General features: G+C 70.8%; 13 protein-coding genes. 9 read left to right on the plus strand and 4 right to left on the minus strand.

Annotated elements, in window-relative coordinates; all coding sequences use genetic code 11:
• Positions 1-567: a PH domain-containing protein gene (locus AUV07_RS02665; RefSeq protein ID WP_062633647.1), complete on the plus strand. Its 567-nt coding sequence runs from the start codon at positions 1-3 to the stop codon at positions 565-567.
• 7 nt (positions 568-574) lie between these two features.
• On the opposite strand, the gene AUV07_RS02670 is transcribed toward AUV07_RS02665, so the two are convergent.
• On the minus strand, positions 575-1381 hold the full coding sequence (locus AUV07_RS02670) for a CPBP family intramembrane glutamic endopeptidase (RefSeq protein WP_231868182.1): 807 nt from the start codon (positions 1379-1381) through the stop codon (positions 575-577).
• 128 nt (positions 1382-1509) lie between these two features.
• On the opposite strand from AUV07_RS02670, the gene typA reads away from it, so the two are divergent.
• Positions 1510-3423 carry a translational GTPase TypA gene (gene typA / locus AUV07_RS02675; protein ID WP_062633649.1) on the plus strand — a complete coding sequence of 638 codons (1914 nt, stop codon included), beginning with the start codon at positions 1510-1512 and terminating at the stop codon, positions 3421-3423.
• A gap of 186 nt (positions 3424-3609) precedes the next feature.
• The gene (locus AUV07_RS02680) at positions 3610-4494 is read left to right on the plus strand and encodes a hypothetical protein (RefSeq protein ID WP_062633652.1); all 885 of its coding nucleotides are present in this window, start codon (positions 3610-3612) and stop codon (positions 4492-4494) included.
• A gap of 109 nt (positions 4495-4603) precedes the next feature.
• On the opposite strand, the gene AUV07_RS02685 is transcribed toward AUV07_RS02680, so the two are convergent.
• A complete protein-coding gene (locus AUV07_RS02685) occupies positions 4604-5152 on the minus strand; it encodes a helix-turn-helix domain-containing protein (protein ID WP_062633654.1) in 549 nt (182 codons plus the stop codon).
• A gap of 105 nt (positions 5153-5257) precedes the next feature.
• On the opposite strand from AUV07_RS02685, the gene AUV07_RS02690 reads away from it, so the two are divergent.
• From AUV07_RS02690 to AUV07_RS02715, 6 genes are all read left to right on the plus strand, one after another.
• Complete coding sequence (locus tag AUV07_RS02690) at positions 5258-5968, plus strand: AzlC family ABC transporter permease (RefSeq protein WP_025102950.1); 711 nt, start codon at positions 5258-5260, stop codon at positions 5966-5968.
• Positions 5965-6279 carry an AzlD domain-containing protein gene (locus tag AUV07_RS02695; RefSeq protein ID WP_062633656.1) on the plus strand — a complete coding sequence of 105 codons (315 nt, stop codon included), beginning with the start codon at positions 5965-5967 and terminating at the stop codon, positions 6277-6279. The genes AUV07_RS02690 and AUV07_RS02695 overlap by 4 nt, the downstream gene beginning before the upstream one ends.
• A 40-nt stretch (positions 6280-6319) precedes the next feature.
• On the plus strand, positions 6320-6730 hold the full coding sequence (locus tag AUV07_RS02700) for a hypothetical protein (RefSeq protein ID WP_060922743.1): 411 nt from the start codon (positions 6320-6322) through the stop codon (positions 6728-6730).
• A 9-nt stretch (positions 6731-6739) separates the two neighbouring features.
• A complete protein-coding gene (fdxA, locus tag AUV07_RS02705; protein ID WP_017203330.1) occupies positions 6740-7060 on the plus strand; it encodes a ferredoxin in 321 nt (106 codons plus the stop codon).
• 9 nt (positions 7061-7069) lie between these two features.
• A complete protein-coding gene (dapC, locus tag AUV07_RS02710; protein WP_062633658.1) occupies positions 7070-8182 on the plus strand; it encodes a succinyldiaminopimelate transaminase in 1113 nt (370 codons plus the stop codon).
• Between the two features lie 190 nt (positions 8183-8372).
• Complete coding sequence (locus AUV07_RS02715; RefSeq protein ID WP_025102954.1) at positions 8373-9662, plus strand: citrate synthase; 1290 nt, start codon at positions 8373-8375, stop codon at positions 9660-9662.
• A gap of 79 nt (positions 9663-9741) precedes the next feature.
• Here AUV07_RS02715 and AUV07_RS02720 read toward each other — a convergent pair whose 3' ends face one another.
• Both AUV07_RS02720 and dapD read right to left on the minus strand, forming a co-directional pair.
• Positions 9742-11109 carry a DEAD/DEAH box helicase gene (locus AUV07_RS02720; RefSeq protein ID WP_062633660.1) on the minus strand — a complete coding sequence of 456 codons (1368 nt, stop codon included), beginning with the start codon at positions 11107-11109 and terminating at the stop codon, positions 9742-9744.
• A gap of 237 nt (positions 11110-11346) precedes the next feature.
• A complete protein-coding gene (dapD, locus tag AUV07_RS02725) occupies positions 11347-12300 on the minus strand; it encodes a 2,3,4,5-tetrahydropyridine-2,6-dicarboxylate N-succinyltransferase (RefSeq protein WP_062633662.1) in 954 nt (317 codons plus the stop codon).
• Positions 12301-12334: the final 34 nt, after the last annotated feature.

Here is a 12334-nt window from a genome sequence, read left to right on the forward strand (position 1 = left end):
GTGGCATCTCCCGGACACCCCGAGGGCGCACGGACCTTCCGTGCGCCCTCGGGCACCGTCGTCTTCGTGCTCAGCATCCTGCTGGTGCTGTTCCTGCTCGGGGACACCGTCGTCAACGGCAGCATCGTGCAGGCGCTTCTCGTGGCGCCCTGGCTGCTGCTCGGTCTGTGGATCGTCTACGAGACCGCTTTCGTCTCCTTCGTCCGCGTGGATCAGGACGGGGCCGTGGTGCAGAACCTCCTGCGTCGCACGACCGTCGGCTGGGCGCATGTGCAGGACATCGACATGCGCTGGCAGCTCGAGTTCACGCTGGACGACGGCCGCAGCCTGAGCTGCTGGGGCGGACCGGCGAAGGCGCGTCCGCCCCGTCCGTCCCGCGAGGAGGACGCTGAGGTGAAGGTGCCGTCGGCTCTGCGGGTGCTCACGAGCATCCGCGACCTGTGGAGCGCGGCACCCTCGACGGCGGACGCCCCGATCCGACGCAGCTGGGACGGCCCGGCCCTCATCGCCCTCGCCGTCATCGTGCTGTGGGCCGTCGCGGCGCTCGTCGTCGTCAACCTCGGCTGAGCGCGCCTCAGCCGGGAAGACCGAACAGGGCGGGCCAGGTCGCCGCGGCCCAGGGGTAGCCGACGAACGCCGCCGCGTCGATGAGGAAGTGCGCCACCAGGAACGGCAGCAGCCGACCGGTGCGGTGATAGAGCCACCCGAAGAGCAGTCCCATCGCGAGGTTGCCGATGAACGCGCCGGGCCCCTGATAGAGGTGGTACGTCGCACGGAGCACGGAGGTCGAGACGATGATCGTCCACGGCGACCATCCGAGCTGCCGCAGGCGGGCGAACAGGTACCCGAGCACGACGAACTCCTCCTGGAGCGATGCGCGGGCGGCGGCGAGCAGGAGGATCGGCACGGTCCACCAGTGCGCGTCCAGACCCGCGGGGTTCACGGCCACGAACAGTCCGAGCGCCCGCCCGCCGAGGTAGAGCGCCAGCCCCGGCACGCCGATCGCGAGGACGAGGAGCACGCCGCGGCCGACGTCGCCGGCCACCCGGGTGCCGTCCAGGCCGAGGCGCTCCAGGTGCGGGCGACGGCGCTGCCAGAGCAGGAAGCAGACGAGGAGCACCGGCACCAGGGCGAAGCCGATCGACAGCACCTGGTAGATGAGGTCGAACACCTCCCGGTCGCTGCGGGAGGGGTTGAGGGTGGCGGTCTGATCTGCGAGAGGCGTGTCGTCCGTGAGTCGATAGGCGAGCTGCACGATCGCGTAGATCGCGGACTGGCCCAGTCCCAGGGCGAGCACGATGGCGATCTCCCACCACAGGCGTGCCCGACCCTCACGCGGTTCGTCGCGCCGGATGGGCGCGGTCGACGGCGTCTGCGGCACCGGGGGAGTCGGGTCGGCGAGGGTCACGGGACGATGGTACGACGTGCGTTCAGGAACCCGATCCGCGCGTACGTTATCCTGGAACGTCGGCTTCCCGGCGCAACCCCACACTCTTTGAGGACCCTTGTATGGCGCACGCCCTCCGCTCTGACCTCCGCAACGTCGCAATCGTCGCCCACGTCGACCACGGCAAGACCACGCTCGTCGACGCGATGCTCCGCCAGACGGGCTCCTTCGGCGAACACTCGCACGTGGAGGAGCGCGCGATGGACTCCAACGATCTGGAGCGCGAGAAGGGCATCACGATCCTCGCCAAGAACACGGCGATCACCTACAAGGGCAAGCACGCCGGCGGCAAGGAGATCACGATCAACGTGATCGACACCCCCGGCCACGCCGACTTCGGTGGCGAGGTCGAGCGCGGCCTGTCGATGGTCGACGGCGTCGTGCTGCTCGTGGACGCGAGCGAGGGCCCGCTGCCGCAGACCCGCTTCGTGCTGCGCAAGGCACTCGAGGCGAAGCTCCCCGTCATCCTCCTGGTCAACAAGACCGACCGTCCGGACGCCCGGATCGCCGAGGTCGAGGAGGAGGCGCACGACCTCCTGCTGGGCCTGGCCTCCGACCTCGTCGACGACGTGCCCGACCTCGACGTCGACGCGCTGCTCGACGTGCCGGTGGTCTACGCCTCCGGTCGCGCCGGTGCCGCGTCGCAGAACCGTCCCGCCGACGGCTCGCTGCCCGACAACGACGACCTCGAGCCGCTGTTCGAGGCCATCCTCGAGCACGTCCCGGCCCCGGCCTACGACGACGAGGCCCCGCTGCAGGCCTGGGTCACGAACCTGGACTCCAGCCCCTTCCTCGGTCGCCTCGCCCTGCTGCGCGTCTTCAACGGCACGCTCAAGAAGGGCCAGACGGTCGCGTGGGTCCGCTCCGACGGCTCGACCAGCAACGCCCGGATCACCGAGCTGCTGAAGACGCGCGCCCTGGAGCGCTACCCGGCCGAATCCGCCGGCCCCGGCGACATCGTCGCCATCGCCGGTTTCGAGGACATCACGATTGGCGAGACCATCGCCGACCCCGAGGACATCCGTCCGCTGCCGGCCATCACGGTCGACGACCCCGCGATCTCCATGACGATCGGCACGAACACCTCGCCGCTCATGGGCAAGGTCAAGGGGCACAAGCTCACCGCCCGCATGGTGAAGGACCGCCTGGACCGCGAGCTCATCGGCAACGTGTCGCTCAAGGTCGTCGACATCGGCCGTCCCGACGCCTGGGAGGTGCAGGGCCGCGGTGAGCTGGCCCTCGCGATCCTCGTCGAGAACATGCGCCGCGAGGGCTTCGAGCTCACGGTCGGCAAGCCGCAGGTGGTCACCAAGAAGATCGACGGCAAGGTCTACGAGCCGTTCGAGCACCTGACCATCGACACGCCGGAGGGGCACCTCGGCGCGATCACGCAGCTCCTCGCGAACCGCAAGGGTCGCATGGAGAACATGACCAACCACGGCACCGGCTGGGTGCGCATGGAGTTCGTCGTGCCCTCGCGTGGTCTCATCGGCTTCCGCAGCGAGTTCCTCACGACCACCCGCGGCACGGGTATCGCCAACGCGATCTCGCACGGCTACGAGCCGTGGGCGGGGCAGATCACCACCCGCCAGAACGGCTCGATCGTGGCCGACCGCTCGGGTGTCGTCACCCCCTTCGCGATGATCGCGCTGCAGGAGCGCATGTCGTTCTTCGTGCAGCCGACCGAAGAGGTCTACGAGGGCATGGTCATCGGCGAGAACTCGCGCGCCGACGACATGGACGTCAACATCACCAAGGAGAAGAAGCTCACCAACATGCGCTCCTCCACGGCCGACAACTTCGAGTCGATGACGCCGCCGCGCATCCTCACGCTGGAGGAGAGCCTGGAGTTCGCACGCGACGACGAATGCGTCGAGGTGACTCCGGAGAAGGTCCGCATCCGCAAGGTGATCCTCGACCAGACCGTCCGCGGTCGCGAGGCCTCGCGTCTCAAGCGTCAGGACGCGAACGCCTGATCGCACCGCACTCCTTTCGAGAGGGCCCCACGCCGCCGCCTGGCCGCGTGGGGCCCTCTCTCATGAAAATCCCAGGTGAGGGCTAGTTTTCGTTCAGGTTGATGACGCAGACTCGTTGACTTGCGCCCGGGGCGAGCTCCCGATGAGTCCCCGATATGGGCGTACGACGACCCGAAAGTCAAAGCCTTGCTTCAGAAGACCCGTGCGCTTCGGCGCGCCTCCGACGCGGCAGCCGCTCGCGCCACCGTCACCCGTACACCCCTGATCGCCCTCGGCGCCGCCACGGTCGCGCTCGTCGGCATCACCCTCAGCGTCGGCCTCGCCTCTGCCCCGGCCGCCGGCGCCGAGCGCTCCGACGCCGTGTCCGCCGTCACGAGCCACGACCTCGGCACCGAGCCCCTCAGCCGTATCGCCGATCAGGCCGTCATGACGGTCTCGAACGCGACCGATGCGGTCGCCGCGGCGAAGAGCCTGTCCACGGAGGTCGCCGCGTCTGGCCTCGACGTGGGCGCGGCGGCGTCCGTGGACACCACCGCTCTCGAGGACGACCTGGAGACCCTCGCCGATCGATCCACCCTCCCGCTGGTCCTCATCACCGTGACGGCCGAGCAGGCCGAAGCCGAGACCGAGAAGGTCGTGACGGCCACCGCAGACCTCCAGGAGGCCTTCACGGCCGCGCAGGAGAAGAAGGCGGCCGAGGACGCCGCCCGCGCCGCCGAAGAGCAGGCGGCAGCCGCGGCGGCCGCACTCGCCGCCGCCAACACACCGGACGGCGCTCGCGCCACGGCGCGGCAGATGATGGCGGACCGCTATGGCTGGGGCGGGGACCAGTTCTCCTGCCTGAACTCGCTGTGGAACAAGGAGTCCGGCTGGAACTACCAGGCGTACAACAACGACGGGGGAGCGACCGGCATCCCGCAGGCGCTGCCCGGCAGCAAGATGGCCACCGCGGGTGCCGACTGGCAGACGAACGCCGCCACCCAGATCGCCTGGGGCCTCAAGTACATCGCCGACGCCTACGGCGCCCCGTGCAGCGCGTGGGGACACTCCCAGGCCATGAACTGGTACTGAGCCGCAGAGCTTCTCGTCGACCCGGCCCCTTGGGGGCGAACCGGCCCCTTGCGTACGAACGCAAGGGGCCGGTTCGGCTGCAAAGGGGTGGGTCGAGGGTGTGAGAACCTCAGCGGAGCTCGGAGATGAGCACGGCGCTCGTGCCGGGCGCGATGGCCTCGAAGACGTGCGCGGCGTCGCCGGCATACGTCAAGTAGTCGCCCGGGTTCAGCACCACGGCATCCTCGGGCGGGCCGACCCGCGCCTGCCCGGCGATGAGGATCACGTGCTCGATCGTGCCCGCATGGTGGGGGTCCGAGCGTCGGGGGTCGCCGGGCTCCGCCTGGATGAGGTACACGTCGCGCCGGGCGCCCGGAGGGCTCGCGGAGAGGAGAGTGGCGCTGTACGCGGCGGCGGAGGACGGCACCCCCGCGAGGTCCTCCGCCCGGATCAGTGTCGGGGCGTTGGCCTGCTGGTCGACGAGCACCGCGAAGGGCACGCCGAGCGCGACGCCCAGCGCCCACAGCGTCTCGACGCTCGGGTTGCCGGCACCGCTCTCGAGCTGGGAGACCGTCGCCTTGGAGATGCCGGCCCGCCGGGCGAGCTCGGAGACGGACAGGTTCGCCGCCTCGCGCTCGCGGCGGAGCGTGCGGGCGATGCGGGTGCGGAGATCGTCCATGCGTTCATCATGGCAAACGATCGTTCGCTTGACTATGCATCGGGGCATGTTCAGAATGATGATCGTGTGTTCAGTGAAGCGAACGTCGTGGCGGAGCGGACCTCGATGACCGCAGAGCGTGAGGTGTGGCGCGAGGCGCTCGGCGTGGTGCTCGCGACGAGCGCCTACGGGATCTCCTTCGGCGCGCTCGCCGTGGCGGCCGGCCTCGACGTGTGGCAGACATGCGTGCTCAGTCTCCTGATGTTCACCGGGGGATCGCAGTTCGCCTTCGTGGGAGTCTTCACTGCCGGCGGACTGGCCGCCCTGCCCTCGGCGATCGCGTCCGCCGCCCTGCTCGGGGTGCGCAACGTCGCCTACGGGATGCGCATGTCGCCGGTCGTCGGCGGGGGACCGGCACGACGAGCGCTCGCCGCGCACTTCACGATCGACGAGTCCACCGCCGTGGCGATCGCGCAGGACGATCCGCGCCTGCGCCGGGTGGGATTCTGGGTCACGGGTGTCGGCATCTTCCTCGGCTGGAACCTCACCACGCTCGTCGGTGCGCTGGTCGGCGACGTGCTCGGCGACCCGAAGGCCTGGGGTCTGGATGCGGCGGCCGCCGCGGCGTTCCTCGCCCTGCTGTGGCCGCGTCTGCGTCAACGGCAGGCGGTCGCCGTCGGGATCGCGGCCGCCGTGATCGCGGCCGCCCTCACCCCGTTCCTCCTGCCCGGACTCCCGGTGCTCGTCGCCGCTCTCGTCGCGATCGTCGTCGGATGGTTCAACTGGCTCGGAACGCCGCGACCCGCGGGCGCCGGCGAAGGGGAGGGGTCCGCATGACCCTCTGGAGCGCCATCCTCCTCGCGGCCCTGATCTGCCTCGCCCTGAAGGCCGTGGGCTATCTCGTGCCGCCGAAGGTGCTCGAAGCGCCGCGCCCGGCCCGTATCTCTGATCTCCTCACCGTCGCGCTGCTCGCCGCCCTCGTCGCGGTGCAGTCGCTCGGCGACGGGCAGGCCATCACCGTCGACGCGCGTGTCCCCGCCCTGCTCGTCGCAGCGGGACTCCTCTGGCTGCGGCAGTCGTTCCTCGTGGTGGTGGCCGCCGCCGCCCTCGTCGCCGCGCTGCTGCGGCTGGGGGGTCTCGCCGCCTGACACGTCGTTCCGCCGGACAGCGCCCGGGTAGGATCGGGGGGTGCGCGGGAAGTGGTTGTCGAGGGTGCTGTCCTGGGTGGCTGCTGCCCTGGTGGGTGGGGTCTACGGCGTGGCCGGGACCATCGCGCACAGCGTCATGTGGGGGCCGATCCCGATCGGCCTCATCGTCGCCGCCATCGCCTGCGCCGCGATCCTCATCGCCGTCCGTGCGCTCACCCACGACCGGGGAGCGGCCGTGGCCGCCGGTCTGGGGATGCTGGGCATGATCGTGCTCATCTCGGGCGTCGGCCCCGGCGGCTCCGTCGTCGTGCAGGACACCCTCGCCGGGCGCATCTGGACGTATCTCGCTGCCGGCATCGTGCTGCTCGTCATCGCGTGGCCGTCGTTCTCCCGGCAGCCGGTCCGCCCCGCCACGCCGTCCTCGGAGGAACCCGAGGTCCACGGGTCGTAGACTGAGGGGGTGACGTATGTGATCGCCCTCCCGTGCGTCGATGTCAAGGATCGCGCCTGCATCGACGAGTGCCCCGTTGACTGCATCTACGAGGGCGAACGGTCGCTCTACATCCACCCCGACGAGTGCGTGGACTGCGGAGCGTGCGAGCCGGTGTGCCCGGTCGAGGCGATCTACTACGAGGACGACCTGCCCGACGAGTGGCAGGACTACTACAAGGCCAACGTCGAGTTCTTCGACGAGATCGGCTCGCCCGGCGGCGCCGCCAAGGTCGGCGTCTACCCGTTCGACCACCCGATCATCGCCGCGCTCCCGCCGCAGGGCGAGTAGGCCCGCTCCGTGAGCGTCCGCGACCTCGCCGACTACCCGTGGGACGCCGTGGTCCCGTATCGTGAGCGCGCCGCCCGGCACCCGGGCGGTCTCGTCGACCTCTCCGTCGGCTCGCCCGTCGACCCCACGCCGGAGATCGTCCGTCGGGCCCTCGCGGCGGCGACCGACGCCCACGCCTACCCGCAGACCGCCGGCACCCCCGCGCTCCGGGAGGCGATCGTCGACTGGTACGCCCGCCGCCGCGGCGTCCCGGACCTCCGGGTCGACAACGTGCTGCCGACGATCGGCTCCAAGGAGCTCGTCGCGCTCCTGCCCACGCTGCTGGGGCTCGGCGCCGGCGATATCGTGGTGCATCCTCGCGTCGCCTACCCGACGTATGAGGTCGGCGCGCGGGTGGCAGGGGCGACGCCCCTCGCGGTCGACGACCCGGCGGAGTGGCCGGAAGGCGCCAAGCTCATCTGGATCAACACCCCGGGCAACCCCGACGGCCGCACCTGGACGGTCGACGAGCTCGCCGCGGCGGTGCAGCGGGCGCGGGAACTGGGTGCCGTGCTGGCCAGCGACGAGTGCTACGCCGAGCTCGGCTGGGACGGCCCCTGGACGGACGAGGCCATCCCGTCGGTGCTCGACCCCCGGGTGACCGGCGGCACGCGGGCGAATCTGCTCAGCGTGTACTCGCTGAGCAAGCAGTCCAACCTCGCGGGCTATCGGGCGGCCTTCGTGGCCGGCTGCGCCCGCGTGGTCGGTGAGCTCCTCGCCGCGCGCAAGCACCTCGGCCTCATGCCGCCCGCGCCGGTGCAGCAGGCGATGATCGTCGCCCTCGGTGACGACGCACACGTCGCGGCGCAGAAGGAGCTCTACCGTGAGCGGCGGGCGCTGCTGCTGCCCGCCGTCGAGGCTGCCGGCTTCCGCATCGACGGCTCGCAGGCCGGGCTGTACCTCTGGGCGACCGAGGGGCGCGACGCCTGGGAGTCGATGGCGCGTCTCGCCGACCTCGGGATCCTCGCGGGCCCCGGGCACTTTTACGGCGCCTCGTCGCCTGCGCACGTGCGGCTGTCGCTGACGGCGCCGACCGACCGCGTCGCGGAAGCAGCGCGACGCCTGCGCGGCGCGGATCTGTAGGATCCCTCCCTGGTGCAGCCATCCCTTTGGCGGTTGTCACAGTAGGCCTGCGTGACGACTAGGCTGTAAAGGCGATTCGGTCGGCACCCGGCCCGGCGCTCGGCGCCAGAGATATCGCCAGTTCCGGCTTGATCAAGAACTTGCTGACGCCCGCGATGCCGGGGCGATCAGACAGAAGGAGGAGGTCCGCGTGAGCGCTGCGGCAGACCAGACGGCGAAGCTGACGATCGGCGACACCACCGCCGAATTCCCCCTGGTGCGCGGTACCGCGGGCCACGACAGCATCGACTTCTCGACGCTGACCCGTCAGACCGGCTACACCGGGCTCGACTACGGCTTCGTCAACACCGCATCCACGAAGTCGGACATCACCTTCATCGACGGAGACAAGGGCATCCTGCGCTACCGCGGCTACCCGATCGAGCAGCTCGCCGGCAGCACCAGCTACCTCGAGGTCGCATGGCTGCTCATCTACGGGGAGCTCCCGTCCGCCGGAGAGCTGGCCGAGTTCGACGAGAAGATCCGTCGGCACACGCTGCTGCACGAAGACCTCAAGCGCTTCTTCTCGGCGCTGCCACACACCGCGCACCCCATGTCGGTGCTCTCCTCCGCCGTCGCCGCCCTGTCGACGTACTACGAGGGGCAGACTGACCCGCACAACCCCGAGCACGTCGAGCTGAACACCATTCGCATGCTCGCCAAGCTGCCGGTCATCGCCGCCTACGCGCACAAGAAGAGCGTCGGCCAGGCGTTCCTCTACCCGGACAACTCGCTCGGCTTCGTGGAGAACTTCCTCAAGCTGAACTTCGGCGTGAACTCCGAGCCGTACGAGATCAACCCGACCATGGTGAAGGCCCTCGAACTGCTGCTCATCCTGCACGAGGACCACGAGCAGAACGCCTCGACCTCCACCGTCCGCCTCGTCGGCTCGACGGGGGCGAACCAGTTCGCCTCCGTCTCGGCCGGCATCCAGGCCCTCTCCGGGCCCCTGCACGGTGGTGCGAACGAGGCTGTGCTGACCATGCTCGGCCAGATCCGCGACTCGGGCCAGAGCGTCTCCCGGTTCGTCGAGCGGGTGAAGAACAAGGAAGAGGGCGTGAAGCTCATGGGCTTCGGGCACCGGGTCTACAAGAACTACGACCCGCGCGCCAAGCTCGTCAAGGAGGCCGCGGACGAGGTGCTGAGCTCGCTCGGCGTCACCGACCCGCTCCTGGACCTCGCGAAGGAGCTCGAGGAGATCGCCCTCGCGGACGACTACTTCCGTGAGCGTCGTCTGTATCCGAACGTCGACTTCTACACGGGCGTGATCTACAAGGCGATGGGCTTCCCCACGCGGATGTTCACGGTCCTCTTCGCGATCGGACGCCTGCCCGGCTGGCTCGCCCAGTGGCGCGAGCTCCAGCTCGACCCGCAGACGAAGATCGGCCGTCCGCAGCAGCTCTACACCGGGTCGCCGGAGCGCGCCTTCCCGACGCGCTGAGCGCGGCGCCGCAGACGCCGAAGGCCCCCTCGCACCGGAGTGCGAGGGGGCCTTCGTCGTCGTCAGGCGCGAGCCGGGATCAGCGTCCCTGGCCGCCGCGCGCGCCCTGGCGGCCCTGGCCGCCCTGGCGCCGCGCACCCGGCGCGCCCTGGCCGGCCGAGCGCGGACGGCGACGACGGCGGGAGGGCGGGGTGGTCGCGGTGCTCTTCTCGCCGCCCGCGGGCCGCTGCTTCGCAGAGCGCTGCTGCTGCGGCTGCGGGGGAGCGGGGCGCACGTGCGGAGCCCGCTCGGGGACGAGCTCGGTGACGGCGTCGGCGGTGAGGTTCTCCAGCGGTGCCGTGATCGCGGCCTTGCGCAGGAGGTCCTTCACGTCGCGGCGCTGCTCAGGCAGGACCACGGTGACGACCGTGCCGGCGGCGCCGGCGCGCGCCGTGCGGCCCGAGCGGTGCAGGTAGGCCTTGTGCTCGACGGGCGGATCGACGTGGACGACGAGGTCGACGTTGTCCACGTGCACACCGCGCGCCGCGACATCGGTCGCGACGAGGACGCGGACGCCCCCGTCGGCCGGGTCGGTGGAGAAGGCGCCGAGGTTGCGCTCCCTGGCGTTCTGGGACAGGTTGCCGTGCAGGTCGACGGCCGGGATGCCGGCGGCGGTGAGCTGCTTGGCGAGCTTCTTCGCCTGGTGCTTGGTGCGCGTGAAGAGGATGCGACGGCCGGTGCCCGAGGCGAGATCGCGCACCAGCACGGTCTTGTTCTCGGGGGAGTCGACGACGAGCACCCGGTGGGTCATCTCGCCGACGGGCACGCTCGCCTCGTCGACCTCGTGGCTGACGGCGTTCGTGAGGAACCGGCGGGCGAGGGTGTCGATGCCGCGGTCCAGCGTCGCGCTGAAGAGCAGGCGCTGACCGTCGGCGGGCGTCGCCGAGAGGATGCGGGTGACGCCGGGGAGGAAGCCCAGATCGGCCATGTGGTCCGCCTCATCGAGCACGGTGACCTCGATCGCGCTGAGACGCACGACCTGCTGCTTCATGAGGTCTTCCAGACGGCCGGGGCAGGCGACGACGATGTCGACGCCGCCCTGCAGCGCCTGCTCCTGCGGACGCTGGCTGACGCCGCCGAACACGGTGGTGACACGAAGGCCGACGGCCTCCGCGAGCGGGGCGACGGTCGCGGCGATCTGGGTGGCGAGCTCGCGGGTGGGGGCGAGCACGAGGCCGCGGGGAAGGCCGGAACGACGCTTGTAGCCGGAGGCCGCCAGGCGGGCGACGAGCGGGAGCGCGAAGGCGATGGTCTTGCCGCTGCCCGTGCGTCCGCGACCGAGGAGGTCACGGCCGGCGAGCGAGTCAGGCAGGGTGTCGCGCTGGATCGCGAACGCCTCGGTCTTTCCGGAGGCGGCGAGAACGGTGGCGAGCTCGGCGGGAACGCCGAGATCGAGGAAGGAAGGCATGCAGAGAACTCCGTCAGCGCACGAGAACGGCGCGGGATAGTGGGGTGAGGTGGGCGAAGACGCAGCGAGTGCGCGTCCGTTCGCCGTGCGAATGGCCAGTTCGGGCTGGAGAGGGGAGCGCGGACGCTCGCTTCGGTCCTCGGAGACCCCTAGACGACGACGATGCTGACCGGCCGGCGGCGCGGGCAACGGAGCCAGTCTACCAGCGGAGACCGGTCGAAGGCTGCAGGCGGGCTGTCAGGCGTGGAGCGCCTCGTTGAGCGTGACGCCGACGCCGGCGCGGCGGACCGCCTCGACGGCACCCGTGAGGGAGTTGCGACGGAAGAGGAGGCCGTCCTGGCCCGAGAGGTCGGCGCCCTTCACGGTCTTCCGTCCGCCCTCGGCCGTCGCAGGACCATCGGCGAGCACGATCTTCGTCCCGGCGGTGACGTAGAGCCCGGCCTCCACGACGCAGTCGTCGCCGAGGGAGATGCCGATGCCGGCGTTCGCGCCGAGAAGCGTGCGGGCGCCGATCGACACGCGATGCGACCCGCCGCCGGAGAGCGTGCCCATGATCGAGGCGCCGCCGCCGATGTCGCTGCCGTCGCCGACCACCACGCCCTGCGAGATGCGCCCCTCGACCATCGAGGCGCCGAGGGTGCCGGCGTTGAAGTTGACGAAGCCCTCGTGCATGACCGTGGTGCCGGGGGAGAGGTGGGCGCCGAGCCGCACACGCGAGGCGTCGGCGATGCGCACCCCGGCGGGCTGCACGTAGTCGGTGAGACGAGGGAACTTGTCCAGGCCCTGGATCTGGATCCCGGCGCGCTGGAGCTGCGGACGCAGGCGCGCGGCATCGGCGGGGAGCAGCGGGCCGGCATTGGTCCAGGCGACGTTCGGCAGATGACCGAAGATGCCGTCGAGGTTGAGGGCGTTCGGCCGCACGAGCAGGTGCGACAGCGCGTGCAGACGCAGATAGGCGTCCGCGGTGGAGGCCGGGGCGGCGTCCAGGTCGATAGTGAGCTCGACCACCGCGAGGGTGACGTCGCGGCGCTCGTCCGGTCCGGTCTGTGCGTCGAGCGCGGTGCGCGCGGCGGCGACCTCGGTCTCGGACGGCGCGGACGAGCGGACCTCCGGGTACCACGCGTCGAGGACCGTGCCGTCGCTCGCGGTGGTCGTCAGGCCGAGTCCCCAGACAGATCGTGCGTCGCTCATGCCTCCACGGTATCGCGCCGACGAGGGTGTCCCG

The sequence above is a fragment of the Microbacterium sp. CH1 genome, assembly GCF_001595495.1.
In the GTDB taxonomy this organism is placed as follows: Bacteria; Actinomycetota; Actinomycetes; order Actinomycetales; family Microbacteriaceae; genus Microbacterium.